16 protein-coding genes are annotated in these 26,898 nt (G+C 74.3%); 3 read left to right on the top strand and 13 right to left on the bottom strand.

The features are described 5' to 3' along the window. The first annotated feature begins 3 nt into the window (after positions 1–3). Together ACFFR3_RS08515 and ACFFR3_RS08510 are read left to right on the top strand one after the other, a co-directional pair. Positions 4–7,389 carry a zeta toxin family protein gene (locus ACFFR3_RS08515; protein ID WP_379482887.1) on the top strand — a complete coding sequence of 2,462 codons (7,386 nt, stop codon included), beginning with the start codon at positions 4–6 and terminating at the stop codon, positions 7,387–7,389. Positions 7,390–7,391: 2 nt separating this feature from the next. Further along, the gene (locus tag ACFFR3_RS08510; RefSeq protein ID WP_364373213.1) at positions 7,392–7,937 is read left to right on the top strand and encodes a hypothetical protein; all 546 of its coding nucleotides are present in this window, start codon (positions 7,392–7,394) and stop codon (positions 7,935–7,937) included. 54 nt (positions 7,938–7,991) lie between these two features. On the opposite strand, the gene ACFFR3_RS08505 is transcribed toward ACFFR3_RS08510, so the two are convergent. From ACFFR3_RS08505 to ACFFR3_RS08485, 5 genes are all read right to left on the bottom strand, one after another. Then, complete coding sequence (locus tag ACFFR3_RS08505) at positions 7,992–9,233, bottom strand: MFS transporter (protein WP_345407571.1); 1,242 nt, start codon at positions 9,231–9,233, stop codon at positions 7,992–7,994. 80 nt (positions 9,234–9,313) lie between these two features. Next, positions 9,314–9,715, bottom strand: coding sequence for a hypothetical protein (locus tag ACFFR3_RS08500; protein ID WP_364373207.1), 402 nt, complete (start codon positions 9,713–9,715; stop codon positions 9,314–9,316). 79 nt (positions 9,716–9,794) lie between these two features. Then, positions 9,795–10,781 (bottom strand): aldo/keto reductase, encoded by a 987-nt coding sequence (locus ACFFR3_RS08495; RefSeq protein WP_345407562.1) that lies wholly within the window; start codon positions 10,779–10,781, stop codon positions 9,795–9,797. 14 nt (positions 10,782–10,795) lie between these two features. Continuing rightward, a complete protein-coding gene (locus ACFFR3_RS08490) occupies positions 10,796–11,707 on the bottom strand; it encodes an aminoglycoside phosphotransferase family protein (RefSeq protein ID WP_364373204.1) in 912 nt (303 codons plus the stop codon). A 26-nt stretch (positions 11,708–11,733) separates the two neighbouring features. Then, positions 11,734–12,957: a GNAT family N-acetyltransferase gene (locus ACFFR3_RS08485; RefSeq protein ID WP_345407556.1), complete on the bottom strand. Its 1,224-nt coding sequence runs from the start codon at positions 12,955–12,957 to the stop codon at positions 11,734–11,736. Between the two features lie 67 nt (positions 12,958–13,024). On the opposite strand from ACFFR3_RS08485, the gene ACFFR3_RS08480 reads away from it, so the two are divergent. Next, positions 13,025–15,718 (top strand): ATP-binding protein, encoded by a 2,694-nt coding sequence (locus ACFFR3_RS08480; protein WP_379482886.1) that lies wholly within the window; start codon positions 13,025–13,027, stop codon positions 15,716–15,718. A gap of 125 nt (positions 15,719–15,843) precedes the next feature. On the opposite strand, the gene ACFFR3_RS08475 is transcribed toward ACFFR3_RS08480, so the two are convergent. From ACFFR3_RS08475 to ACFFR3_RS08440, 8 genes are all read right to left on the bottom strand, one after another. Beyond that, on the bottom strand, positions 15,844–16,701 hold the full coding sequence (locus tag ACFFR3_RS08475; RefSeq protein ID WP_379482885.1) for an ABC transporter permease: 858 nt from the start codon (positions 16,699–16,701) through the stop codon (positions 15,844–15,846). Then, positions 16,698–17,624: an ABC transporter permease gene (locus tag ACFFR3_RS08470; RefSeq protein WP_379482884.1), complete on the bottom strand. Its 927-nt coding sequence runs from the start codon at positions 17,622–17,624 to the stop codon at positions 16,698–16,700. The genes ACFFR3_RS08475 and ACFFR3_RS08470 overlap by 4 nt, the downstream gene beginning before the upstream one ends. Beyond that, the gene (locus ACFFR3_RS08465) at positions 17,621–19,153 is read right to left on the bottom strand and encodes an ABC transporter substrate-binding protein (RefSeq protein ID WP_345407545.1); all 1,533 of its coding nucleotides are present in this window, start codon (positions 19,151–19,153) and stop codon (positions 17,621–17,623) included. The genes ACFFR3_RS08470 and ACFFR3_RS08465 overlap by 4 nt, the downstream gene beginning before the upstream one ends. A gap of 56 nt (positions 19,154–19,209) precedes the next feature. Continuing rightward, the gene (locus tag ACFFR3_RS08460; protein ID WP_364373187.1) at positions 19,210–20,358 is read right to left on the bottom strand and encodes an MFS transporter; all 1,149 of its coding nucleotides are present in this window, start codon (positions 20,356–20,358) and stop codon (positions 19,210–19,212) included. A 23-nt stretch (positions 20,359–20,381) separates the two neighbouring features. Beyond that, positions 20,382–23,399 (bottom strand): FxSxx-COOH system tetratricopeptide repeat protein, encoded by a 3,018-nt coding sequence (gene fxsT / locus ACFFR3_RS08455; protein ID WP_364373184.1) that lies wholly within the window; start codon positions 23,397–23,399, stop codon positions 20,382–20,384. Then, positions 23,396–23,809 carry a hypothetical protein gene (locus tag ACFFR3_RS08450; protein WP_345407530.1) on the bottom strand — a complete coding sequence of 138 codons (414 nt, stop codon included), beginning with the start codon at positions 23,807–23,809 and terminating at the stop codon, positions 23,396–23,398. Before ACFFR3_RS08450 ends, fxsT begins: the two co-directional genes overlap by 4 nt. Before the next feature lie 459 nt (positions 23,810–24,268). After that, complete coding sequence (locus ACFFR3_RS08445) at positions 24,269–25,285, bottom strand: LLM class flavin-dependent oxidoreductase (protein WP_345407527.1); 1,017 nt, start codon at positions 25,283–25,285, stop codon at positions 24,269–24,271. A 27-nt stretch (positions 25,286–25,312) separates the two neighbouring features. Beyond that, the gene (locus ACFFR3_RS08440) at positions 25,313–26,890 is read right to left on the bottom strand and encodes a rhodanese-like domain-containing protein (RefSeq protein WP_379482883.1); all 1,578 of its coding nucleotides are present in this window, start codon (positions 26,888–26,890) and stop codon (positions 25,313–25,315) included. Positions 26,891–26,898 lie beyond the last annotated feature (8 nt).

Here is a 26,898-nt window from a genome sequence, read left to right as displayed (position 1 = left end):
AGCGTGGTCACGAACGTCAGCAGCCCGGTCACCGACCCGCTGCCCGGGCAGGACGACACGATCGGCAGCTCCGGCTACGCCACCGACGTCACGCCCGCCTGGGGGACCGGCCTGCCCGCCTGGTGCGACGCGCTCATCGCGCTGCTGTCGTCCGGGCAGCTGTGGCCGGAGGCCAGCGAGTCGGGCGAGGCCGCGCTGGCCGTCGCGTACGAGGACTGGAGACAGGCCGCCCTGGATTTCGCGGCGGCGGGCGGCACGGCGCGCGACCTCATCCTCCAGGGGTGGGAAGGTCCCGCCGCCGACGCGTTCCGGCAGCGGGCCGAGCAGATGATCGCCGAGGGCCAGGGCATCTCCGCCCTCGCCGCGCTCGCCCGCCAGTACGCGCTCCAGCACGACAGCCTGGCCCGCGACACCCAGTACGCCAAGCTGGTGATCAACGTCGGCTTCTGGATCACGGTCACGTCGATCGCCATCGCCGCCGCGGCGGCCGCCCTCAGCGCGGGCGCCCTGGCGCCCCTCATCGGCCCGTACGCCGCCCGCTTACGGTCCTTCCTTGACAAGGTGTTCGCCTGGCTGGAGCGGGCGGCCGGGGTCCGGTACGCGGGGGCGGCCGGGGCCAGGGCCGTGCCCAGGCTGGCCGCGCTCGGGGCGGGCCAGGGCGCCAAGGGCCTGCTGGCCAGGGCGGTCTCCAGCCACATGCTGCGCGAACTGCCCGAGGAGCTCGGCGAGGGCCTCCTCGGCGACTACCTCGCGCAGAGCGAGCAGCTGGCGCGCGGCACCCGCACGAAGTGGGACAGCCAGTCGACCGCCGCCACGTTGCTGGGCGACGGCCTCGGCGCGGTCCTCGCCTCAAAGGTGACCCGCCCCGTGGGCGGCCTGGTCGACCGCCTCCCCGGCATCAAGGCGCTCAACGCCGCCGCCGGCGACGCCCCGGGCGCACTGAACGCCCTGATGCGCTTCCCCGGCCGCGCCACCCAGACGGCCCTCACGAACATGGCCGTCTCGGCACCGGCCGGCATGGCCTCGAACGGCATCGTGTACGGAAGGTGGGAAGCCCCGAGCCTGGAGTCCTTGCTGGGCAGCGCCGCAGCAGGCGTAGGCCGTACGAACACGATCAGCCCCTTCAGCGTGGACGTGATGAGCGCAGTGGCCAACCCCCACCGCGCCTTGGACACGGCAACAGCAACGGCCCTGTCCAGCGACACCACCCGCGCCACCCCTCCACCCCCACCCACCCCCACGCCCACCCGGCCGTTGGACGGCCGCACCCCGCAGTCGGCCCCCACCCCATCCCCACCCACGGAGGCGACCACCCCACCGAGAACCACCCCTCACCGCACCCCGGACACCGCGCACCCCCGCACGCCGCTTCCCCCACGCGCCCAGGAGCAGGCGCGGGTTGAGGAGAGGGGCGAGACTCACGCCCGCACGCAGGGTTCTGGGCAGGCCCAGGATTCCGGGCGCGGGCAGGATTCGGGGCGCGGGCAGGGTTCCGGGCGCGGGCAGGGTTTCGAGCCCGTCCAGGATTCGGGGCGCACGCAGGGCTCCGGGTCCGCACCGGACTCCGCGCGCACGCAGGAGCCCGCGCGAGCCCAGGACCCCGTGCGTGGCGAGGACCGTGGCAGGGCCGAGGGGTCCGGCCAGGCGCAGGCGCGTGCCCAGGAGCACGGGCGAGCTGAGCAGCAGCCGCCGGCGCAGGAGCAGCCGCAGCGGGCCGCGACCTCGCAGCCTTCCCGGGCGGCGGCCCTTCCCGGCGACGCCCGGCCGGTGGCCGCGTCGGATGACGTCGCCACGCCGGATCCGCGCTCTCCCGCCACGACCGCTGGGACGACCTCCCGCCCCGGCCCCGTCGCTCCCGGCAGCACCCCCGCACCGGGCGACACCGCCGTCGCCGGCCAGGCGGCCTCCGGTCCGGTCCCTGGCTCAACCGTCGGCCCGGCCACGGGCCAGGGGACCGGAAGCGGGGCGGCTGCCCAGCCCGGGGAGGGCCGAGAGCGACAGGCGGCGGTGCCTGACGTTCGGAGGTTGGCCGCGCTGCTCAGTGGGAGGCCGGTTGCCGCGGACGGTTCCGTTGAGGCGGTGACGGAGTACCGCTACGTGGAGAGCGGGCCCGGCTCCTGGAAGCTGACGGATGAGGACAATGAGCTGATCTTCCGGCGGGACATCGTGCCCGCGCTCATGGCGGGGGTGCGGTGGCCGGAGCATCCGCGGGTGGTGTTCGTCGGGGGGCAGCCCGCGTCGGGGATGACGACGGCGCGGCAGGCGGCCATGGAGGCGATGGGCTCCGACGGCGCGCTGGTCGCGGACTTCGACGGGTTGCTGCGCTACGCCCCCAAGTACGCCGAGCTGATGGCCCGGAACGACCGCATCGCCGCGGCCCAGGTGGGCGGGGACGCGTACGTGTGGATGAGGAAGGTCATCGCGCTGGCCGGCGAGCTGCGCGTGAACCTCATCCGCGAGGGCGCGATGAACAGCAGCCCCGGCGTGGAGGCGGAGGCGGCCGAGTTCAGGAGGCTCGGTTACCGCACAGAGGCGTACGTCATGGCCGTCCCCGCGGCGCTCAGCCGGCTGTCGGTGCTCGACCGCTACCAGCGGATGCGCGAGACCGACGGGTACGGCCGGCTGGTCGCCCAGGAGATCCACGACACCGCGTTCGACGGCATCCCCGGCACCATGCGGGCCATCGACGACGCCCGCTACGTCGACGCCGTCACGATCCACCGCAGGGACGGCGAGGCCGTCTACCGCAACGAGCTGGACGAGCAGGGCAGGTGGCGGCGCACGCCAAGAGCCCGCGAGGCCCTGGAGGAGGTGCGCGGCAGGCCGTTCACCGAGGAGGAGGCCCGCTGGTTCAGGGAGACGTACGAGCGCCTGAGCACCAGGCTCCCGGACGAGCTGAAGGACCAGCTGCCGGAGATCGCCGACCTGGGCGCGGAGCACGGCGTGGACGTCGACCCGCGGGGCAGGGCGCAGCGGCTGCGCGAGCGGTACACGACCGAGGCCGACGGCATCCTGCGCGACGAGCACGCGGCGGAGCGCGAGCGGCTGGCCGCGCAGCACCGGCGCAGCCTGGCCGGGGCGGCCCCGCACGAGCGAGAGGGGCTGCGCGCGGAGCAGGCCGGCGAGTGGGACGGCCTGGTCCGGCGGCAGGAGCTGGGCAGGACCGGGCTGCGCGTGCTGGCGTACTGCACGGAATGGGACCCGCACCGAGGCGGCATCATCGCCGTCAACCGCAACCTGGCCGAGGGGCTGGCGCGGGCCGGGCACGAGGTGTACGTCCGGGTGGGCCACGAGGTGCCGCCGGGCGTCGGCGGCGAGCGGCTGCACGTGATCGGCCCGAGGCGCCCCGAGCCAGGCCGCAGCGAGATGGACCAGCTGAGCTTCGACGGCGAGGAGCTGCCGCCCGAGGTGGACGTGGTCATCGGGCACAGCCGCTACTCGGGCCCCGCCGCCATGCGGGCCCGCGACCGGCTCTACCCGGACGCGCCGCTGGTGCACGTCCTGCACATGGTGACGGGGGCGCTCGGCCGGATCGCGGACAGGCCGGCGCTGGGCCGCGACTTCGAGAACATCGAGCGGGCGGTCATCTCCGAGGCCGACATGCTGGTCGGCGTGGGACCCGTGCTGTCCGGGGAGGCGCGGCGGCTGGCGGACAGCAATCCGGGCGACCGCGAGCCGCCGGTGCACGAGCTGCTGCCGGGCGTGCCGTTCGAGGCGCCCAGGCAGCGGCCGTTCTTCGGCGAGCGGACGCGTACGGTGCTGCTCATCGGCCGGGCGGACGCGGCGCAGAAGGGCGGCCACGAGGCGGCGCTGATGATCCGCGAGCTGCAGAAGGATCTCGACGTGCGGCTGGTGATCAGGGGCGCGGCGCCGGAGACGGTGGAGGAGGTCAAGGAGCGCCTGTCGGACGTGGCCGGCCGGGAGGTCGAGGTCAGGCCGTTCACGCTGGACCGCGAGGAGATGCTGGCCGACATCCGCGCCGCCGACGTCGTGATCATGCCGTCGCGGGGGGAGGGGTTCGGCCTGGCGGCGCTGGAGGCGGCCGGGGCGGGCGCGCCCATCCTCATCCCGAGGTCGAGCGGCCTCGGCGGCATGCTCGGCGACCCGAGCCGTTTCCCCCCTGCGCTGACGAAGGCGAGCCTGGTCGAGCAGGGCTTCGAGGACGAGGTGCCGGTGCGGCGGTGGGCCGCGCACCTGAAGGAGACGCTGCGCGACCTGCCACGTGCCCAGGAGCAGGCCCGCCAGCTCCAGCGGCTGCTGCGGGAGGCGAACGCCACCTGGGAGGGGGCGGCGGAGTCGCTGGTGGCCGCCGTACGCGAGCTGGATCGGCCGGGGCCGGCGATGCGGGCGCCCGTCCTCCCGCCGATGTCCGGCGACGGCTGGGTGAACTGCGCGCAGGGCCATGCCCACTGGGGCAGGTTCGGCGGCGCGGGCCTGCTGGTCCACCATCGGGGGCCGGACGGCGTCCACGTGCTCATGCAGCGGCGCGGCGAGGACACCCACCTGGGCGGCACCTGGGCCCTGCCCGGCGGGGCGCGCGACAGCGACGAGTCGCCGGCCGGGGCGGCCCTGCGCGAGACGGCCGAGGAGAGCGACCTGGCGCAGGCCGCGGTCCAGGTCGAGCACGTGATCAGGGACGACCACGGCGGCTGGGCGTACGACACGGTGATCGCCGTCGCCGCCGAGCGCGTCCAGGTCCGCGGGCGCGGCGAGGAGTCGCTGGAGCTGGCCTGGGTGCCGATCGAGGAGGTCGCGCGGCTGAACCTGCATCCCGGGTTCGCCGCGTCCTGGCCACGCCTGCGTGCGGTGCTGGAGGGCGCGCCGCTCCCGGCACCGGCCGAGGCGACGCCGTATCCCGAGGCGGGGCAGCTCGGGTTCGGCGGGGCGCCGGTCGTCCCGTTGCCCGCGCATCCCGTGACCGGGGCGGCCGTGGCGGCGCGGGAGCCGCTGCCGCACGGGGACGGACTGCTCAACCGGGAGCTGGTGACGTTCGCGGACGGGACACGGGTGACGTACGAGCGGTTCGAGCGGCCGGGCGACGCGGCCGTCAGGGTACTGGACGCGCACGTCGGCCGGGCGGTGGGGGCGCGGGTGCCGCTGTCGTACGCGCTGGGCCTGCGCGACGTCTACACCGACCACATGCCGGGCGAGCGCGCGCCAGCGGACCTGCGCGAGCGGGCGGCCACCCGCGACGGGGTGTTCCTCGGGCTCTACCACGCGGTGACCGCCAAGCACGGGTTCGGCCATGGCGACCTGGTGCTCGGGCCGTCCGGCGGCCTCATCCCGACCGGCAACGGAACCGCCTCCCACCTGCAGATCCCCGACGCGGCGAACCCGTTCGTCCAGGCGTTCTTCCGCGAGAGCGAGCCGCGCGTGTTCCGGTGGGCCGCCAACCCGCTCACCCCGTCCGACGTCGCGATCATCAGACGCGGCCTGGACGCCCTGCGCCCGCTCTTCGAGCGGCTCAACAGGCTCCCCCTGTACGAGGGCGTGATGCAGCGCTTCGAGCAGGCCGCCGAGCAGGCCCGCGGCACCGGCGACCTGCTGCCGAGCCCGGCCGGCCACCCGGTCACGCTCCCCGAGCGGGAGACCGAGGCCCGCTACCCGGCCCCGCCGCCGCCCGACTCCGCCGAGGCCGCGCACCACCGCCGGGTGGCCGAGGCGCTGATGACCGCCGACGGCACGTTCACCGACACCAGCGAGGCCAAGACGTATGTGATCGACGCGCTGGCCGAGCGGATGCGCTCGACGACCCCGCAGCTCGTCATGGCGGCGACCGGCCTGCACGTCGGCTCCGACATGATCAACCGGCTCGGCGACCCCGAGCACGTCCTGGTGCCGTTCAACGAGCGCTTCCCCTCCATGGGCGCCGAGGTCAGGCACGTGGACGAGCTCGACCCCCGCCACCCCCCGGCCGCCGCGCTGCGGATGGACTCCCCGCAGGCCGAGCGGCTCGTGCGGCGGATCGCGGTGAGCGAGCTGCTGCACGCCTGGGCCCACCGCAACGCCAACAGCAACGTGCGCGTGCTGGCCATCCAGGAGGTGGTGCAGGAGGAGTTCGGGCTGACCAGGGCGATGTCGTGGCCGATGGACGGCAGGACGCGCGCCGCCGTGGACATGGAGCTGCTCTACAACCGCCGTGCGCTGCGCGACTTCGTCCGCACCCAGTACGACTTCACCCAGGAGGTGCTGGCCGCGCGCGGCATCGAGGAAGTCGTCGCCTACCGGGGGATGGCCTGGTCGGAGGGCCGCCACTCGGTGTGGGACGCGCTGCGCCCCGGCGACATGATCGAGATGCGGCACCGCCCGCTGGCGAGCTGGTCGGCCGACCGCCAGGTGGTCATGGACTGGCTGGACACCCTCGACGGCCGCGGCGTGCTGCTGGTGGACAGAAAACCGGCCCGCGACATCCTGTCCCTGCCGGTGACCGGCATGGGGTACTTCGTGCAGCGGGAGTTCGTCGCGCTGCCGGGGGACCGGCTGACCACGCTGGGCCACATCACGCCGGGCCGTCCCGCCCCGCCGCAGGACGACCCGCCGATCGTCACCCGCCAGGACGCCCCAGCGGGTAGCTGGCGGCCGACCCCTGTGACGGCGGGGCCGCTCGACCTCGCCGACCCGCTGGACCGGCGCGTCGCCCGCGTGCTCGACGGCACCGACCCGGCCCCGCCGTGGTGGCCGCGCGACGACTCCGGCTACGCGGTCGCCAAGCGCGACCTCGACTTCCTCGGCATCGCCCCGAGGCAGCTCGCCTGGCTGCTGCGCAGGCAGGCGCCGCTGGGCATGACCCCCCGACAGTACGACCGCTACGCCACCCAGCTGCTCGAAGCCCTCGGCAGGGACGGCATCGACCCCTCCCAGGTGGACGTCAGGCTCAGGGGCACCGGCGCCGTGCTGTTCGCCGGGCGGCACAAGACGTTCCCGGCGGAGGATCAGCTGACGCCGCAGGCGCGGGAGCGGCTGAGTGAGTGGTTCGGCGACGACCCGGTACGCCCCAAGCGCCGCCTGTTCGACGCGATGTACCGGCTGGGCCTCGAAGCCGAGCCCAGCGACTACGACATGGACCTGTCCAGCACGCCCATGGTCCGCAGGGCCCGCGTCGGCTGGACGCCGGGCCGCTTCCCCGGCGACTTCATGGGCGGCCACGGCTACATCGACAAGCGGACCCTCATGGAGGCGTTCCCCTGGCTGGTGACATGGAAGGATGACTGGGAGGCGACGCTGGGGCGGCCCATCTCGCTCGGCCTGTTCGAGTCCAGCGGGCCGTTCGACGGGCAAAGCATGGGCCTTGAGCTGTCCTCGCACCACCAGGACTCCGACTGGGTCATCCACCGGCCGGACCGCCCCATGGCCTGGAGGCAGCCCATCGACGACGAGCGTGGAGAGTGACGATGCTCTGGCCGGCACTGCGAGTCCTGGCGTACGGCGAGCTCGGCCGCGAGCAGGCGGCGGAGCTCGCCCGGCTGCTCGGCCTCGACGAGGGCCCGCGTAGCGAGGGCCCAGGCGAGGAGGCGAGCCTGGGGCACCGGTCCTTCACCGAAGGGGTGCGCCTGGTCCTCGACCTGTCCCGGCTCGGCACGACGGGCTGGCTGCTCACCCTGCTCGCCGAGGGCGAGCCGGGCCCGCAGGTCGTGGAGCGGCACCGGGCGCTGCTGCGCGACGCCGCGGAACGCTTCGGGCTGTCCGTCGTCCAGGTCGATCCGCCGCGGACGGCTGACGAGGTGTTCCTGCCGCCGCCCGCCGACGAGGGCTCGATCGGGCAGTCGTGGGAGCTGCCGTTCGACGAGCTGGACCAGCTCTGGCCCCACCTCGGCGTACGCGCGGACGCGCCGCGCGAGGTGAAGCGGGTCAAGCTGGAGGCGATGACGCGCGCCCCCGTCTGGAGCTCCGCCCCCGAACGCCTGCGCCGCCAGGCCGCCGAGTTTCTGCGCGCCTGAGGACCGGCGTACCCGTCTCCTGGCAGGCCAGGCGGCGGGTCTCCCGGACCCGTGTCAGGCGGCCGGTACGGGCTCTCCGGTGAAGCGGCGCAGCTCCGGGCTGAGGGCGGCGACGGCGGCGGTCAGGCAGAGCAGGCCGCCCAGCGTCAGGAGGGCGCCCGCGCCGCCCAGAGCCGCGGCCAGAGCGCCGCCGAGCACGGGGCCGAGGGGCTTGAGCCCCATGCCGCCCATGCTCAGCACCGCGCCCATCCGGCCCAGCATCGGCTCCGGCACCAGGCGGGCGATCACCACGTTCAGCACCACGTTCAGGGAGGGCGTCGACAACGTGATGAACACCAGCGGAACCATCGGCCACCACATCCCCCAGGGCAGCGCCGTGGCCGCCAGTGAGACGCCGAACACCGTCACCACGGCCAGCACGATCCTGCCCGGCGGCATGAGCCGGCTGATGCGGCCCGACAGCAGCGCCCCGGCCAGCCCGCCGATGCCGAACCCGGCCAGCACCGTGCCGGTGACGCGCGCGTCGCCGCCGCGCTCGCCGACGAGCACGATCAGCGGGATCATCGAGGCCCCGCCGAGCAGGTTGAGCACCATCACCACGCCGGTGGCCTCGCGCAGGCCGGGCCGGCGCCACAGCCAGGCGAGCGCCGCCAGCGCCTCCCTGCCCATGCCGCGCCCCTCCCCGCTGTCGTCGTCGGCGGCGTCGTCGGCGGTGCTGGGACGGCGCGGCACCTTCGCCAGGGCGTAGAAGAGCGTGGCGGCGAGCAGCGCGAAGGTCTCGACGACGAACGGCACCGCCCGCCCGAGCCCGTACAGCAGGCCGCCGAGCGGCGGTCCCGCCAGCCCGGCCGCGTGGGTGCGGGACTCCTCCTGCGCGTAGGCGCCGTGCAGCTGTTCCGGCGGGACGATGCCGCGGATCGCCGTGTCCTGGACGGGCCCGATGAACGCCGTGCACAGCCCGTCCAGCACCGCCAGCGCGACGAAGTGCCAGACCTGCACCTGATCGGTGAGGATCAGCGCCGCCAGCAGCGCGGAGACCGCCGCCTGCAGGCCCTGGGCGGTGACGAGCGTGCGGCGGCGGTCCCACCGGTCGATCCAGACGCCCGCCGGGATCTGGACGGCCAGGAAGGCGGCGGTGCGGGCGCCGGCGACGACGCCCGCCAGCCCGGGTGAGCCGGTGAGCGCCAGCACCAGCAGCGGCGTGGCGAGCCTGCTGAGCTCCGTGCCCAGCTCGGAGACCGCGCCGCCGATCCACAGCAGCTGGAAGCGGACGTTCTTGCGCAGCGGGACGGTCACCGGGGGGTCTTCCTCGCGTGAGTGCGGGCGTAACCGGAGGAAGATACCTCAGAACGTCCTACGTCGTCCCTACGTCGTCCCTACATCGTCGTGCAGGGCAGGCCGTAGCTGGAGTAGCCGCCGCCCGGCTTGTGGTACCACAGCTCCGCGCAGATGTTGGTGCCTGAGGGCACCGGCCAGGTGTAGGAGAAGTCCCTGTTACCGCCGCTGTAGGTGTAGGTGGGGTAGTTCATGTCGCGGCCACCGCCCCAGACATGGATGTGGTACGTGCCGCGCGGGCTGCAGTCCGACCCCCAGTGCCGCAGCAGAATCGCGTTGTAGTCGGCCAGCAGCCGCAGGCAGACGCTGGTGCCGGCCGGGCCGGCGACCCGGCCCGCCGCGCTCGCGGCGGGGGAGAGCGTCATCGCGGTGACGGCCGTGAGCACGGCCGCCGTCGTCAGGAGCCGCGCCAGGGATCGTCCTGGCCTTTCCAGTGCCTTCATGGGATCTCCCCGTGGTCCGGAACGTGCGATCCCTCCCAGCCTCGTGCCGGTCGGCCGCGCTCACCAGGACGTACGCCGGTCACTTACCGGGCTTTTCCGCACGCTCGTCCAGCAGGCCCTCGGCGCACAGGTCGGACCACAACCCCTCGGGGACGCGGGCCTCGAACGCGGCGAGGTTGAGCCGTACCTCGCCGGCCGAGCGCATCCCCACCACGATGCCCGCCACGGTCGGATGCCGCAGTGGGAAGGCCATGGCGGCCTGGGGGAGGGTCACGCCGTGCGCGGCGCACACGCCGGCGATCCTGGCGACCCGCTCCAGCACCTCGGGGGCGGCGGGCGCGTAGTCGTAGCGGGCGTCCGCGGCGGGGCGTTCGGTGGCGAGCAGGCCGGAGTTGAAGATGGAGGCGGCCAGGACCGACACCCCGCGGTCCGCGCAGGCGGGCAGCAGGTCGTCGAGCGCGGTGTGGTTCAGCAGCGTGTAGCGGCCCGACAGCATGACCACGTCGGCGTCGGTCTCGCGGACCAGGCGGGTCAGCTTGGCGGAGTCGTACATGCCCGCGCCGATCGCGCCGACCACGCCCTGGGCGCGCAACTCGGCCAGCGCCGGGTAGCCGTCGCGCAGGGCGGCCTCGAAGTGCTGCTCGGCGTCGTGCAGGAACAGCACGTCGATCCGGTCGACGCCCATGCGGGCCAGGGAGTCCTCGACGCTGCGCAGGATGCCGTCGCGGGTGAAGTCCCAGACCCTGCGGTGGGTGGCCGGGACGGCGAACGCCTCGTCCATCCTGCCCTGCGGGTCCTGCGGCACCAGCAGCCTGCCGACCTTCGTCGACAGCGTGAACTCCGCGCGCGGCCTGCCGCGCAGCAGCTCGCCGACGCGGCGTTCGGAGTGGCCGATGCCGTAGTGGGGTGAGGTGTCGAAGTAGCGGATGCCGGCGTCCCAGGCGGCGGCGAGCGCCTGGGCGGCGGTGTCGTCGTCCAGCGGGTCGAACAGGCCGCCCAGCGGGCCGCCGCCGAAGCCGAGCTCGGTGACCCGTACGGCGCTGCGGCCGAGCTGACGAGTGCGCATGTGGTCGGTCTCCTTCACGCGTGGGCGAGGTGGTCGGACAGGACGTCGGTGACGATGCGCCGGTGCTCGGTGGCGGCGGCGGGATCGGAGCCGAGGGTCAGGGTCAGCATCAGCAGGGCCTTCCACAGCGCCCACCCGCGGGCGCGCGCCCACAGGCCGGGGTCGCCGCCCACGGCCGCGCGGAACGCCTCGCGGGACGCGCCGCCGAACATCGTCCAGGCGATCACCAGGTCGCAGGCCGGGTCGCCGACCCCCGAGGTGCCGAAGTCGATCACGGCGGTGAGCTCGCCGCCGGCGACCAGCAGGTTGCCTGCGGCGACGTCTCCGTGGAACCACACCGGGCGGCCGGTCCACCGGGCGTCCAGGGCCGCCTGCCACGTCTCGGCGGCCAGGCCGGTGTCGAGGTGGCCATCGAGCTCGGTCAGGTAGCGGCGGGTGTCCGCGTCGTAGTGGCCTGGCGAGGCGCCCCGCCAGAAGCTGTGCTCGCCCGCCGGCGGCCCGCCTGTCGCGTCGCAGCGCCACAACGCGCGGACGAACTCGGCCACCTGCACGGCGAACGCCGTCATGTCGCCGACGCGGGCGGGATCGGCGGTCTCGCCCTCCAGCCAGCTCCGCACCGACCAGGGGTGCGGGTAGTCCTCGCCCGGCGCGCCGGTGGCCAGCACCTCCGGTACGGCGACCGGCAGGTGCGGGCCCAGCCGGGGCAGCCAGTCGCTCTCCTTGAGCACGGCGGGCGCGTATCCCGCGGCCGTCGGCAGCCGGACCGTCATGGTCTCGCCCAGCCGGTACGTCCGGTTGTCGTGCCCGTCCACGGGCACCGGCGCGACCGGCAGGCCCTTCCACTGGGGGAACTGGGCGGCGATCAACCGGCTGACCAGGTCCGCGGTGATGCCCGCGCGCCCGTCAGGAGGAGCAGAGATATTCATATGGTTCCGTTTCTGTCGGTGATGGGTCAGAAGGCGGGAAAGGCATAGCCCGAAGGGTGGAAGGGGGCCCGCTCGCCGCGGAAGGCGAGCGAGGCGGCGGCGACCGCGCCGCGGCGCAGCTCCTCCACCCGGCCCGCGGCCGCCAGCGACGACAACGTGGTGCCGCCCAGGTAGGCCGCGCCCAGCTCGGCCGAGGTCAGCCGCAGATCGGGACGGGCCCGCGTACGTTCGCAGGTGACGGACTCGCCGTCGGCCCGCAGGTGGTGGCGGCCCGCGTTCCACGGGCAGAACGGGTCCTGGACCTCCAGCACCAGGTCGAGCGGGGCCGCGTACCGGCGGGCCGCCAGCGCGCGTCCCACGTCCGCGAGCCGGACCCAGAGGTTGTCGAGCACGGTGGTGCGCGCCGCGCGCGGGTCGGTCAGCAGGTGGTACAGCGGCTCGTCCACGGCCCCGTCGTAGGCGAGCTCGGTGTGCGCGTCGAGGTCGATGAGGAAGCGCCACAGGGCGGCGTACGCCGGCCCGGTGGCGGCCGCGACCTCGATCACCTGAACCGTGCCGGCTTTGGAGCGGTAGAGGGCGTAACCGGTGACCTCGCCGCCCGGCTCGGCGTGCACGGCGAAGCGCAGCGCCGTGCCGCCCGCGCGGGCCCGCTCGTGATCGGCCAGCAGGGCCGCCCAGTACCGTTCCGTACGGTCCACCCATCCGACCCCGCCGCGGCGGGCGGTGTCGTAGACCTTCTCCAGCAGCGGCAGGGCCTCTTCGCGCGCGAGCAGGCGGATCCGGCCGTCGCCGACGCCGGTGCCCGGCCGCAGGGCCATGAACCTCTTGTCGCCCCTGATCTCGGCCACGTGACTGGCCAATCCGTAGCCGAAGCGGCCGTAGATCGTGGCCTGGGCGGCGTTGAGCGCGGCGATCGGTTCGCCGCCCGACTCGTACAGGTCCGTGAGCTGCCTGCGCATCATCGCGGTCAGTATGCCGCGCCGCCGGTGCGTCGGCAGGACCGCGACGAGCGTGATGCCCGCGACCGGCACCTCCGCGCCGGGGACCGTCATGACGCGGCCGTAGACGGACGCGCCGCCGACGATGTCCGCGCCGTCGCAGGCGGCGAGCGTGCGGCCGGGGTCGAGGGAGACGGCGGCGTTCCTGAGACCGCCCTCCGTCCAGTCCTGGCCGTAGGTGGTGGCGACCATGCGGGCCCACGCGTCGATCTCGTCGGCGCCGATGGTCCGCAGCGGGTACGTGCTTGTCATGCTTCGAGCGTGGCCGGATAAACAACCGTCGCACATCGGGTGATCTCTGTATTTATATGCTGGCGCGATGATGGCGGAACGTGTGGTCAGCCCGGTCTTCGTGGGCCGGGACGAGGAGCTGTCCGAGCTGGCGGCGGCCCTGGACACGGCCATCGAGCAGGGCCCCGCGCTGACGCTCGTGGCCGGCGAGGCCGGCATCGGCAAGTCGCGGCTGCTGGCGGAGTTCGCCCGGTCGCTGGGGCCGCGGGCGCTGGTCGTCGAAGGCGCCTGTACGGAGCTGGGCAGCGACAGCCTGCCGTACGCGCCGTTCGTGACCGTGCTGCGCCGCCTGATCCGCGTCGAGGGCGCGCTGCCCGGCCCCTACCGGCAGCTGGCCCGCTGGTTCCCCGAGCTGGGCGACGCCGGCGACGCGGAGGGCGGCAGGCACCGGCTGTTCGAGGAGGTGCTGACGCTGGTCGAGCGGGTGGCCGCGAGCCGCCCCGTCGTCGTGACGATCGAGGACCTGCACTGGGCCGACGCCGCCACCCGAGAGCTGCTCGGCTTCCTCGCCAGGAACCTCACGCAGCCCGGCGTCCTGCTGACGATCACTCACCGGCCGTTCGAAACCGGCGACAAGCTGCTGTCGGAGCTGTCCCGCCGCCCGCGCGCCACCCTGCTGCGGCTGGACCGGCTCGACCGGCAGGGCGTGGGCCGCCAGCTCGCCGCCATCCTGGGCGCCGAGCCCGACGCCGCCACCGTACGCAGGGTCCACGAGCGCAGCGACGGCAACCCGCTGTTCGTCGAGGCTCTCGCCCGCGCCGGCGAGCGCACCCCCGACAGCCTGCGCAGCCTTCTTCTGCACGGCCCGCGCTCGCTGCCCGCCCCGGCCCGCGAACTGCTGAGCGTCGCCTCCGTCGCGGGCGGGAGGGTCGATCACCGGCTGCTGGAGCGGGTCGCCGGGCAGGGCGGCGCCGAGCTGGACGCCCTGCTGCGCGAGCTGGTCGATCGCAGCCTGCTCGTCGTCTCCGGCGACGGCTACGACTTCCGCCACGCGCTGATCCGGCACGTGGTGTACGAGGACCTGCTGCCGGGCGAGCGGGCCCGCCTGCACGCCCGGTATGCCGAGGCGTTGCGCGATTCGGAGGCTCACGCGGAGCTGGCCGCGCACGCCCACGCCGCCGGGGATCGCCGGCTGGCCCTGTCCGCCGCGTACCTGGCCTCGGGGCGGGCGCGCCGCACGTACGCGTACGAGGAGCAGGTCCGCCTCCTCGGCCAGGTGCTCGACCTCTGGGACGCGGAGGTGGACCTGGGCGTCGACCGGATCGGCGTGCTGACCGAGATCGCCGAGGCGTGCATGCTGAGCGGCGACTACGCGCGCGGCGTCGAGTACGCCACCGAGGGGCTGGAGGCCGTGGACGAGCGGCGCGAGCCCGAGCGGGCCGCCCAGCTCCTGGAGCACCGGGGCAGGCTGCGGCACCGGCTGAAGGCGACCGGCGTCTCCGACTGGGAACACGCGCTCGCCCTCCTGCCCGCCGGCCCGAGGAGCGTCCAGCGGGGCCGGCTGCTCGGCGTCCTGGCCATGGGCCTGCTGCCCGACGTGGCGAGGGCGCGCGAGCCGTTCGAGGAGGCGCTGGCGATCGGCCGGCGCACCGGCGACCCCACGGTCACCGTCCGCGGGCTGCTGGGCGTCGGCCTGATGACGCGCGACCTCGGCATGGTGGCGCGGGCCCGCACGCTCGCCGGGCGGCTCGACGGCCACGACCTGCTCATGACCGTCCCGATGTACGAGGCCATCCTGCACACCATGGCGGGCGACCACCCGAGCGCCGTCGCCGCCGCCCGCGACGGCCTGAGCCGCGCCCGCCGCTACGGGCTGGGCCGCAGCCGCGGCGCCGAACTGGCCCGCCACGCCGCGCGCGGGCTGATCCTGGCCGGGCGGTGGGACGAGGCGGACGCCCTGCTGCGCGACAGCCTCCAGGAGGATCCGCCGCCGCTGTCACGGCAGGCCCTGCTCGTCCTCAGCGGCCAGCTGTCGTTGCTGCGCGGCGACGTCGCGGCGGCGGCCTCGGCCGCGTCGGCCGTCGAGCACGTCGAGAGCGACGGCCTGTTCTCCCGCTACCAGCTGCTCTGCCTGCTGGCGGTCGCCCAGGGCGCTCCCGGCCGAGCCGACCTGATCCTGGAACGCGCCCTGAAGGACCCCGAACTCACCCGCGTCTACTCCAGCGACGCCCGCCCGATCCTGGTGGCCGGCGCCCTGGCCCAGCGAGGCCGGGGTGCCAGGAAGGCCGAGCTCGTCGCGGTCGATGCGCGGCTGGGCGTGGACGGGCGGCTCGACCGCGCCTGGCAGGTCATGCTGCACGCGCTGATCGAGGACGACGGCTGGGACGAGGCGGTGGCGGCCTGGCGGGAGCTGCGGCAGCCGTACGAGCTGGCGTTGTGCCTGTTCCACGGCGCGCGGGCCGCGCTGGAGGCGGGCGACAGGCAGGGCGCGACGACCCGCCTCATCGAGGCCGCCCGGCTGGCCGACGACCTGGGCGCCGCGCCGCTCGCCCGCGAGATCGCCCTGCTCGGCCGCCCCCGGCAACCCCAGGAGGGCCTGACGGAACGCGAGCACGACGTGCTCAAGCTGATCGCCGAGGGCCTGAGCAACCGCCAGATCGCCGCCCGCCTGCACATCTCCCCGAGCACGGCGGGCGTCCACGTCTCCCACATCCTCACGAAACTGGGCGCGACGACGCGTACGGAGGCGACGGCCATCGCCTTCCGCAAGGGCCTGGCCTGACCCCCTTCTCACGGAAGTTTCACGGCGACCGGCACGGAAGCCGCCGCATCCTTGGCGCATCGCACGAACGGCACCACGATGTGGACGCCGTACCCGGAGCAGATCAACGACCGGTGGTACCTGTACTACTCCGTCGAGCAGTCCGGCGCCCCCCGCCGCACGCTACGTCGCCGAGAGCGCGGGATCCGACCCGCTCGGCCCCTACACCTGCCGCGGCGTGCTCCCCGCAGGGCGTCGGCCATGAGCGCGAGGGTCAGTCCGGTGAGGGCGAGCGCGAGCGCGGGCACGACCGCGAGGCGGGGCGCCGTGACCAGCAGCGGGGTGGCCTCGCTCACCATGCCGCCCCAGTCGGCGCCCGGCGGCAGCCCGATGCCGAGGAAGCCGAGCGAGGTCACGGCGATCAGGGTGCGCGCGAAGTCGGCGGTGGCGACGGTCAGGACGGGGCCGGCCAGGTGCGGGGCGATCGTCCTGCGCAGCAGGTAGAGCGGCGACGCGCCGATCGCGCGTACGGCCAGGACGTGGTCGGCCCGCGCCACCCGCCGCGTCGCCGTGTGCGCGACCAGGCCGCAGCTCACCCAGCCGAGCGGCACGAGCGCGGCCAGGACCGTGGGGTACCCGGGCGGCAGCACGCCCGCCAGAGCGAGCGCCAGTGTGAGCCCCGGCAGGGCGAGCGCCACGGTGGCGGCGAAGCGCAGCAGCCGCTCGGCCGCCCCGCCCGCCAGCCCGGCCACCGCGCCGGCGAGCGTGCCGAGCGCGGTGGTGATGGCGGTGACGGCGAACGCGACCAGCAGCGAGGTACGGCCCGCTATGGCCGTCCTGGTGAGCAGGTCCCGGCCGAGCTGGTCGGTGCCCAGCCAATGCCGCGCGCTGGGCGGCAGCAGGGCACGCCCCAGATCAGGCGTGGAGATGTCGTACCCGGTCAGAAAAGGCGCCACCAGGCAGAACGCCACGACCAGCATGAACCCGACGACCCGGCCCGTCATCGTTCCCCACCTCGCAGCCGCGGGTCCAGGGCCGACAGGCACAGCTCGGTCACCGCCAGCAGCAGCACCGTCGCCACCGCCACGACCAGCACGTACGCCTGCACGACCGGCACGTCCCGCTGCCTGATCGCCGCCACGGCGAGCTGCCCGACGCCGGGCCAGGCGAACAGCGTCTCCACCACCACGGCCCCGGCCAGCAACTCCGCCACGACGAGGCTCATGGCGGTGACCGCGTTCGGCGCGGCGACGCGCAGCGCGTGCACGACGACCGTGCGCCGGCGCCGCAGCCCCTTCGCCGCCGCGAGCCGGACGAACGGCCGCCGCAGCGCCCGCGCCAGGTCCGCGCGCAGCAGCCGCAGCAGCGTCGCGGCCCCGGTCAGGCCGAGCGTGAGCGCGGGCAGCACCACCGAGTCAGGACCGCCGGTGGGCAGCAGCCGCCATCCCACCGCCACCACGCTGATCAGCACAATGCCCACGATGTACGGAGGAACCCCGCCGGCCGCCACCGTCACCAGCGCGAGGATCCGGCTGTCGAGCGCCCGCGGCCGGACCACGGCCGGCAACGCGACGAGCAGCGCGAGCCCCGCCGACACCGCCGCGGCCGTCACGGCCAGCAGCAGCGTGGCCGGCAGCCGCGCCGCGATCTCGCCCGCCACGGGGGAGCGGTCGACGTAGGACCGGCCGAGGTCGCCGCCCAGCACGTCGAGCACCCACCGCAGATACCGGCTGGACAGCGGCTCGTCCAGCCCCAGCTCCGCGCGCAGCGCCGCCACCGCGGCCGCCGTCGGCTGCCCGCCGCCACGGCGCAGGATCTCCTCGGCGGGGTCGCCGGGCGCGAGCGAGGTCAGCAGGAAGACCAGTACCGACAGCGCCAGCAGCACGAGCAGCAGCTCCGCGAGGCGGCGTAGGAGGACGGCGATCACGTGCCGGGCGCCAGCTCGCCCAGGTCGGTCACGTACGCCACGTTCTGCGTCACGCCGCCGACCTCGGTGGTCGTGACGATCGGGTTGTCCTGATAGGCGAGGGGGATCATCGGCCGGTCGGCCGCCAGCAGCCGCTGGATCCGGTGGTGGAGCTCGCGGCGCTCGCCCTGGTCGGTCTCCGCCGCCGCCCGGTCCACCAGCGCGTCGAACTCCGGGCTGCGGTAGCCGAGCCGGCGATCGACGTTCCAGGACGCGTCCGAGCGCAGGAAGCGGCGGAACAGGTAGTCGGCGTCGGCGTTCGGCACGCTGTACGCGCTGAGGAAGACGTCGTAGTCGCCGGCCTCCATCGCCGACTTGGTGGCCTCGGTGACGCTCACCCGCGCCGGCAGCCCCGCCTGCTCGAACGCGGCACGCAGCACCTCGGCGACGTCGGCGTAGGGGAACTGGCCGGTCTCCGCCGCCGAGATCAGGATGGTGACCGGCCGCTCCGGCGCCTTCGCTGCGGACACGAGCGCACGCGCCCTGCCGGGGTCGTAGGGGGTGCCGCCGGGGGCGGCGAGATCGCCGAAGACCGGGGACAGGAAGCCGGCGCCCGGCCTGGCCGTGCCGGCGAACAACGTGGCGGCGATCGCCCGCCGGTCGATGGCCAGGTCGGCCGCCTCACGCAGGCGCGGGTCCGAGAACGGCGGGCGCGAGGCGTTGAAGGTCAGGTAGTGCGTCAGCACCGACGGGCTGCGCACCACCCGGAAGCGGCCGTCGGCGGCGACCGCGGCGACCTGCGCGGGCAGCAGCGCGCCCTTGTCGATCAGTCCGTCCACCTCGCCGGCGCGTAACGCGGCGACGCGGGCGTTGGCGTCGGGGATCACCTTGACCACGATCGTGTCGTACGCGGGTGCGCCGCCGTGGTGATGCGGGTTGGCGGTGAGCACCGCCTGCTGCCCCTTGGTCCAGCTCGCCAGCGTGTACGGCCCGGTGCCGATCGGCCGGTCGCCGAACGAGTCGCCACCCGCGAACGCCTTCGGCGACTGCACCATGCTGAAGAACCCGGCCAGCCGGCCCGGCAGGTCGGCCACGCCCTCCTTCAGCTCGAACACCACCTTGCCGCCCTCGGCCCGCACCCGCCCGAGCCTGCCGTACGCCGCCTCCATGCCCGCGTCGAGGCTGAAGAAGGCCGACTGCCGGGGCGCGATGCGCAGGAACCGCTCGACGTTGGCCACCACCGACTCGGCGGTCAGCGGCGTGCCGTCGCTGAAGCGCACCCCCTGCCGCAGCGTGAACGTCCACCGCCGCCCCTCGTCCGCGCTGTCCCACGAGGTGGCCAGCGCGGGGACCGGCCGTAGCTCGTCGTCCACGGTCACCAGCGGCTCCCACACCCGTAAGGTCTCGTGGACGAAGTACGGATCCTCCGGCCCGGCGACCAGGTCGCGTGGAGCGGCCAGGGTGAGCCTCTTTCCGTCCTGCTGAGCCTGGCCGCAGCCGGCCATAGCCGCCAGCAGCGCCAGCACCATGATCACCGATCGTCCGCGCACTCGATCCTCCCGCCAGCCGCATTAGAAGGCAACGATAACCGTGTTCATCTCTCGCGTCACAAGCGGTGGTAGGCCAGCAGGGCGAGCGCCGCGACCCCGCAGGCGGCGGCCACCGCGCCCATGACCCAGCCGTACCCGGCCGCCTGAGCCAGGGCGACGGCGGCGAGCGGGGCGGCGGCCTTGTCGGCGACCGCGAACAGCGCGATCCGGCCCGACAGGCTGGCGTAGGCGGTGGTGCCGTACCGCTCGGAGAGCAGGTACGGCAGCGTGATCGTGCCCACCCCGAACCCGATCCCGAACAGCAGCACGCACCCGATCGCCCCCGCCGCGCTCCCCGCCACCACCGGCATCAGCAGCGCGCCCGCCCCCTGCACCGCGAAGACGCCCGCCGCGACCGGGGCGGCGGCCCAGCGGCGGCGCAAACCGGTCGTGACCACGCGGCCGGTGACCGACAGCACGCCGAGCAGCCCGGCGACGGTCGCGGCGAACACCGGCGGGTGCCCGAGGTGGATCAGGTAGGTGACCAGCAGGACCGCGATGGTCGCCACCGCGCCGTTGTGCGCCGTGAACGCCGCCGCCAGCAGCCAGAAAGGGCGCCCCCGTACGGCGGACCTGACCAGGTCGCCCCTGGTCGTGGCGGTGACCTTGGCGGCCTGGTGCGCGGGCCTGCGCAGGACCAGGGCGTGCAGCGGGATCGCGGCCAGGCCGTAGCCGAGCCCGAGCACGACCAGGGCCTGGCGCCAGCCGTAAAGCTCGACCAGCAGGCCGGACAGCGGCAGGAACACCGACGACGCGAACCCGGCCACGATCGTCACCGCCAGGAGGGCGTCAGCTCTGCCGCGACCGTCGAACCAGGCCATGATCATGGCGAAGGCGGGCTCGTACAGCACCATCGCCGACGCCACCCCGATCGCCACGAACACCCCGTACAGCTGGAGCAGCGTGTGGGCCTGCGACCAGCCCAGGACGGCGAGCGTGCCGAGCACCGACCCCGCCGTCATCAGGCCGCGCCCGCCGCGGGCGTCCAGCCACCGGCCCGCGAACGGCGCGCACAGCGCGGTGGTCGCGACGGCGAGGGTGAGCGCGGCGGCGACCTGCGTGCCGCCGGCCCGCAGGTCGCGGGTCATGGGGGTGAGGAAGACGGAGAAGGCGTAGTAGAGCACGCCGTAGCCGATGGTCTGGGTGACGGCCAGGGCCGCGACCATGCGCCATCCCTGGTGGAAGCGGCTTATGGCCGGCCTCGCAGGACCGCTCGCAGGTTGGCCCGCACCAGCGTCGTCGTGGGGTGGCCGGAGCCCAGCACCCGCTCGCACTCGGCCAGCGCCCGTTTCAGCAGGGGAGTGGCGCGGCGCACGTCACCGGCCGCGTGATAGGCGGCGGCCAGGTTGTTGCGGCACATCAGCGTGTCGGGGTGGTCGAGGCCCAGGACCCGCTCCGAGCCCGCGTACGTCTCCTCGTACAGCTGGACCGCGCGCTTGTGGTTGCCGGCCGACTCGTAGGCGTAGGCGAGGTTGTTGCGTGAGGCGAGGGTGTCGGGATGGTCGGGGCCCAGGATCCGCTCGCGGTCCACCAGGATCTCCACCAGCAGGCGGAGTGCGCGGCGCGAGTCGCCTGCGGCGTCGTAGGCGATGGCGAGGTTGTTGCGGGAGTTCAGCGTGGCGGGATGGGTGGGGCCGAGGACGCGTTCGCGGTCCTTCAGCGTGCGCTGGAACAGGGGGATGGCGCGGTCGAGGTCTCCCGCGGCCTGGTAGGCGTGGGCGAGGTTGTTGCGGGAGATCAGGGTGTCGGGGTGGTCGGGGCCGAGGAGGCGTTCGCGGTCTTCGAGGTTCTGCTCGTGCAGGCGTCGCGCTTCGGCGAGGTCTCCCGCCGACTGGTACGCGTGGGCGAGGTTGTTGCGGGAGATGAGCGTGTCGGGGTGGTCGGGGCCGAGGAGGCGTTCGCGGTCCTTCAGGTTCCTCTCGTACAGCCGCAGGGCCTGCCGGACGTCGCCCGCGGCCTCGTAGGCGTGGGCCAGGTTGTTGCGGGAGGTGAGCGTGTCACGGTGGTCCGGGCCCAGGACCCGTTCGCGGTCCTCCAGCGCCTGCCCGAACAGGGCGATGGCGCGGCCGAGGTCGCCCGCCGACTCGTAGGTGACGGCGAGGTTGCTGCGTGAGGTCAGGGTGTCGGGGTGGTCGGGGCCGAGCACGCGCTCGCGGTCCGCCAGCGTGCGCTCGTCCAGCTCCGCGGCGCGGCGCAGGTCGCCGGCCTCCCGGTAGGCGTGGGCCAGGTTGTTGCGGGAGGTGAGCGTGTCGGGGTGGTCAGGGCCCAGGACGCGCTCGCGGTCGTCCAGCGTCTGCCGGAACAGGCGGGTGGCGAGGCTCAGGTCTCCCGCGGTCTGGTAGGCGAGGGCGAGGTTGCTGCGGGTGGTCAGCGTGTCCGGGTCGTGCGCACCCAGCACGCGCTGCGAGCTCTCCAGCGTCTGCTCGTAGATCGGGATGGCGCGGCGCAGGTCGCCCGCCGCCTCGTAGGCGGCGGCCAGGTTGTTGCGGGTGGTCAAGGTCTGCGGGGCGTCGGCGCCCAGCAGCCGTTCCGTGCGCTCCAGCGTCTCCTCGTAGATCGGGACGGCGTGCTCCAGGTCGCCCATCGCGCGGTAGGCGCTCGCGAGGCCGTCACTGGACGACAGCGTGGCCGGATCGTCCTCGCCCAGCAGCCGCTCGCACGTGGCGCGGGCCCTGCTGTGCAGCTCGATCGCGCTCTCCAGCGAGCCCTGGCCGTTGAGGAAGACGCCGGTCCTGTCGAGCAGGCCCGCGGTCGTGAGCGTGTCGGTGCCGGGGGCGGCGTGCTCGGTCAAGGCGATGACGTGCGGCAGCAGCGCCCGCCACAGCGGCCAGCCCGCCGGGTCACGCGGCGAAGGGGCGGCCGCGGTGTCGAGCAGGACGGTCGCCAGGGCGCGGGCGGCGTCGACGGCGGCGGCCGGGCGGTGCGGGTCGGCGTCGTCAGGGGTGCGGGTCACGGCCTGGACCAGCCGGTGCACGGTGACCGTCTCGCGGTCCAGGGTGACCATGTTGTAGGCGGCCAGCTCACCGAGCGCGTGCCGCACCTCGGCCTGGCCCGCGTCCATGCCGTCCAGCAGCGTGCGGGGGACGGGCTGCGCGCCGTACCAGGCCAGGACGCGCAGCACGTCCACCGCGTACGGGGTGCCGGCCAGGCGGTCGAGGGTGAGCCGCCACACCCGCGCGATCGTCCGCTCGGCGTCGCCGCCACGGGCGACCTGGTCGTACATGACGGCCGGCTGCCGCCGCAGCGACTCCAGATACTCGCGCGGAGCGATCCTCGTCTGATGCAGATAAGCCCCGGCCTGCTCGATGGCCAACGGCAGGTATCCCAGCTCCCGCACCAACTCAGCAGCCCCATCGAGACCCCCGCTCTCCCCGGGCACGGCCGCGGCGGCTCTGCCGGGGTCACCGGCGTCCGCAGGCTGCGCGGCGCCGTCCAGGTTTCCGCCGTCCACGAGCTCCGGGGCGGCGAGGCGGGTGAGGAGTTCGATCGCTTCCCGTTCGCTCAGCACGTCCAGGCGCAGGACCTGGGCGTCCAGGCGGTGCCAGCCCTCGCCCAGGCGGCTGGTCACCAGCACCTGTCCGGTCAGGACCCGCTGCAGCAGCGGCTGCACGTCGGCGACCTCGTTGACGTTGTCGAGCACCAGCAGCCAGCCCTGGTGGGCGGCCAGCCAGGCCGTGGCCCGCTCGGCCAGCGCCTCCAACGGCAGGGCCGTGGTCAGCTCCGGCTGCAGCGCGACCGCCAGCCTGGCCAGCCCGGTCCTAACCGCCTGGCCGGACTCGGCGGTGATCCACCACACCGGGTTCGGCCGCCCGGCGTCCTGCCTTCTGGCCTGGGCCAGCGCGTAGTGAGCGGCCAGCGTGGACTTGCCGACGCCGCCCAGGCCGTGCACCGCGGAGACCACCACCTCGTTCCCGCCCCGCAGCGCCGCCGCCAGCCGCGCCAGCTCGTCCCCGCGCCCCACGAACGTCCGGGTGTGCCGGGGCAGATTCACCAGCCCAGGCGGCGCGACGACCTCGGTGACGGGCCGCAGCACGATCTCCGGCAGCACGGTCTCGTTGACGACCTGGTCACGCCCGGCCTGGTAGATCCGCGCATTCCCAGAGGCCGCCGCCTCCATCCGCACCTCCACCACCCCGGAGCCCGTCGTAGTGGGTCCCTCCGGTTGAGGTGGGGTCGTCGGCGGGTCGTCCGATGGTGGGGTGGTCATCGTTCGTTGATGGTCTGGTCGCGGGCGCTCTGGTAGACGCGGCCGGAGCCCGAAGCCTCGGCCCGCAACTGCACGTTCGTGGCACGGTCGCCGGTGGAGGCGATGCCGGTGTTCTCGCCGATCGCGACGGAACGCTCGCCGGCGGCGACGGCGCCCGCGCCGAACTCGGCGACCAGCTCCCGCAGCTCGGCTTCGGCGTCGGGATCGTCCTCCAGCAGGTCGCTCAGCCGCGACCGCCACGCCGCCTCCTGCTCGGCGCGGGCCCGCTCCAGCTCGGACCCGCTCCGGCCGACGAGCTCCTGCCGCGAGCGCTCCAGCCGTCGCACCACGACCTCCTCCCGCTCAGGGTCGCCCCGCCCGATCAACCGGGCGAACCGCTGCTTCACGGACGTCCACGCATCGGTGGTCATCTCCGACACCAACGTCGTGGCCCCCGCCGCGACCAACGCCGCCAACGCCTCACTCCACATCGTGCCCCTCCTGCCCGCCGAGACAAGTACTCCCGTTCTGTTCGACCGCGAAACGATCGAGGAAGTTCCGCGAGTACAGTCCGGGCATGGGTTTCGATCACAACGAGCACTATCACGAGCTGCTCATTCGGGGAATCCCAGAAGGTGCGAAGAAGGCCCTGGACGTCGGGCTGCGGCACCGGCGCGTTCGCCCGTCGCCTGGCCGGGCGCGGCCTGGTCACGTCCCGTTCGCGACGGTGACCCGCCTGCGCCGCGCGCTCGTACCGGGAGGCAGTCTCGCGATCCTCGGCCTCTACCGGGAGCGACCATCCGCCGCCTGCTCTTCTGGCGTTACCTCCTCCTGTTCACCCGACCCCAGGAAGTCTGAGGATCGAACACGGCGAAGATCGTCTATTGGGGTCAGGCCGGGTGCCAGCCCAGTTCGGGCCCCAGTTTGGTGGCGATGTCGGTGAGGATCTGGACGTAGTCCTCGTGTTCGAAGGTGAACGGCAGCGCGAACGCCACCTCGTCGATCTCCTGGAAGGCGGCGTGCGCGTACAGCCGTTCGGCGATCTCGGCGGCGGTGCCGACCAGGTCGGGGGCGAACAGCATGCGGGCCGGCCCCCGGGGCGTGGCGGTGCGGGGCAGGCGCTTGGCGGCGTACTCGGCGTATCTGGCCCGCTGCTGCGGACTGGCCGAGTCCGTGGGGATGACGACGAGGCCCTGGGAGACGCGGGCCTGGTCGCCGAGGGGGTGCCGGGCGCGGAACTCCCGTACGTGCGAGAGCTGGATCTGCGCGAAGTCCTCCGACTCCTCGGCCTTGACGACGCTGCTGGTCAGGAAGTTCATGCCGTGCTCGCCCGCCCACCGGGCCGAGCGCAGGCTGGCTCCGCCGTACCACATGCGGCTGCCCAGGCCCGGCGAGTGCGGCTGCACCCGGTCGGAGAACACCTCGAAGCCCTCGGTGCCGCTGAAGGAGGTGGCCGCCTCGCCGCGGACGAAGCCGAGCAGCCGCCGTACCCGCTCGTAGCTGAAGTCCTCCAGGTCGGCGGTGCCGGGGTGGAGCGCGTCCTTGACCCGGTCGTAGTGCATGGGCGGGCCGACGCTGACGCCTGGGTTGAGCCGGCCGCCGGACAGGATGTCGACGGTGGCGAGGTCCTCGGCCAGCCGCAGCGGGTTCTCCCAGCCGAGCGGGATGACCGCGGTGCCCAGCTCGATGCGGGTGGTGCGCTGGGTGGCGGCGGCGAGGACGGCGACGGGGGAGGAGATGCCGTATTGGAGGTGGCGGTGGCGTACCCATGCGCTGTCGAAGCCGAGCTGTTCGCCCAGCTCGATGATCCGCAGGGTCGACTCGTGTCCTGGGCGGGGGTCGTCCCCGTCGAACAGGCCGATGGTCAGGAAACCCAGCTTGCGCAGGGGTCGCGTGGGCAGCGGCACGGCGCTTCCTCTCTCCCGCGGTATTGCCTAGCCAAATGGTAGGTTATAGCGGGACAAAGCCGGCACGTGACCGAGGACCTGGAAGTGGTGGGTGCCGTCGCGTTCGAGCTGCTCGACCAGGCCGAACTCCCACTCCAGGTACGCCTCCATGGCCTCCCGTGGGTTGTCCGTGCCCTCGTACGGGCGCCGGTACCGGTCGGCCGGCGGGACCGCGTACCGGGCCTCGGCCGTTTCCAGGGGGAAGCGCCAGGCCGCGGTGCCGCCTTCCAGGGCGAAGGCCGGGGCGCGGTGGCGCAGGTCGGCGGTGGCGAAGCGGGCCAGGAGGCCGGTCGGTGAGGTGAGGACGTACCGGCGTGCGGCGCCGATCGTGGCGATCGCGGCGGGCAGCAGGGCGCGGGCGGCGTACCAGGCGCCGGGGATGTGGCCGGCGGCGTAGTCGCGGCTGGGGCCGACGTCGATGACCGTCGCCGAGCCGTCGGCCAGCCAGGCGCGCAGGGTCGCCGCGTCGACCGTGTCCACCGGCGGCGGTGCGGGGTGGAGCGAGGGTTCGGCGCCCGGTCGGGTGAGGAGCTCGGCAGGGCTGATGGCGTAGACCTCCCAGCCCATCTGCGCCAGCCACGAGCCGGTCATCGCCGCGCGTACCCCGTCGTCGTCCACGACCACGATGCGGGCGCCGCGCACCGGCGCGTGGTGGTCGGTCTCCTGGACGAGCTGCCCACCGGGCGCGTGCCGGGCGCCGTCGAGGTGCCCGCGCGCGTACTCGGCGGCCGTGCGGACGTCGAAGATGTACGTGGTGCGATCAGGCCGGCGCAGACCGGGCAGGTCGCGCGCGCGGACGAAGGTGACCCCGGCCCGCTCGGCGACGGCGCGCGCCCCGGACGCGGCGAGCGCGTGGTGGGGCGGCGTCACACTGAGCGGCGCCGTACGGGTCGCGCCGCGGTCGAGTCGCTGCCCGGCGAGGGTCCAGCCGATGGTGCCGTCGCGCAGCGCGGCCACGGGGTTGGGCAGCCCGGCGTCGATGAGGGACTGGGCGCCGATGATGCTCCGGGTGCGGCCCGCGCAGTTCACCACGACGGGCGTGGCGGGGTCGGGGGCCAGCTCGCGGATGCGCAGCACCAGCTCGGCCCCCGGCATGCTGGTGGCGGTCGGGATGCTCATCGTGCGGAACTCGCCGAAGGGCCGCGCGTCCACGACGACGAGCGGCGTACCGGCGTCGATGAGCGCCTTGACGTCCTGCGCGGTCAGGGACGGCGTGCCCGCGACCGACGCGACCAGCTCGCCGAACGCCTTGCTCGGCGCGTTCACGTCCTGGAAGATCTCGCCGCCTGAGGCGGTCCAGGCGTCGAGCCCGCCCGCCAGCTCGTGCACCCGGGTGTAGCCGAGCCCGCGCAGGACGCCGATCGCCCGCGCGACCCCGTCGCCGTAGACGGCGATGGGGGTGTCGCGGCGGGGGATGCGCCGCCAGGCGTCCAGCTCCAGGCGGGAGAGGGGGAAGCTGGCGGCCCACAGCGGGTGGCCGGTGGCGAAGGCGGCCTCCTCGCGTACGTCGGCGATGACCACCTCGCTGCGGCGCAGCAGCAGCGCCCGCACCTCCTCCGCGGTCATCGAGGGGT

Origin of the sequence: Nonomuraea salmonea, assembly GCF_042428605.1 — a bacterium.
GTDB classification, from domain to species: Bacteria; Actinomycetota; Actinomycetes; order Streptosporangiales; family Streptosporangiaceae; genus Nonomuraea; species Nonomuraea salmonea.
Note: the sequence above shows the minus strand (reverse complement) of the source record. Positions and strands in the feature narration are given on the sequence as shown.

Excerpts from the sequence above, each read along its gene's own strand:
- fxsT (WP_364373184.1), bottom strand. The coding sequence starts at position 23,399 with ATGACCACCCCACCATCGGACGACCCGCCGACGACCCCACCTCAACCG.
- ACFFR3_RS08480 (WP_379482886.1), top strand. The coding sequence starts at position 13,025 with ATGATGGCGGAACGTGTGGTCAGCCCGGTCTTCGTGGGCCGGGACGAG.
- ACFFR3_RS08450 (WP_345407530.1), bottom strand. The coding sequence starts at position 23,809 with ATGACCACCGATGCGTGGACGTCCGTGAAGCAGCGGTTCGCCCGGTTG.
- ACFFR3_RS08510 (WP_364373213.1), top strand. The coding sequence starts at position 7,392 with ATGCTCTGGCCGGCACTGCGAGTCCTGGCGTACGGCGAGCTCGGCCGC.
- ACFFR3_RS08485 (WP_345407556.1), bottom strand. The coding sequence starts at position 12,957 with ATGACAAGCACGTACCCGCTGCGGACCATCGGCGCCGACGAGATCGAC.
- ACFFR3_RS08475 (WP_379482885.1), bottom strand. The coding sequence starts at position 16,701 with ATGACGGGCCGGGTCGTCGGGTTCATGCTGGTCGTGGCGTTCTGCCTG.
- ACFFR3_RS08500 (WP_364373207.1), bottom strand. The coding sequence starts at position 9,715 with ATGAAGGCACTGGAAAGGCCAGGACGATCCCTGGCGCGGCTCCTGACG.
- ACFFR3_RS08440 (WP_379482883.1), bottom strand. The coding sequence starts at position 26,890 with ATGACCGCGGAGGAGGTGCGGGCGCTGCTGCTGCGCCGCAGCGAGGTG.
- ACFFR3_RS08490 (WP_364373204.1), bottom strand. The coding sequence starts at position 11,707 with ATGAATATCTCTGCTCCTCCTGACGGGCGCGCGGGCATCACCGCGGAC.
- ACFFR3_RS08495 (WP_345407562.1), bottom strand. The coding sequence starts at position 10,781 with ATGCGCACTCGTCAGCTCGGCCGCAGCGCCGTACGGGTCACCGAGCTC.
- ACFFR3_RS08460 (WP_364373187.1), bottom strand. The coding sequence starts at position 20,358 with ATGGTCGCGGCCCTGGCCGTCACCCAGACCATCGGCTACGGCGTGCTC.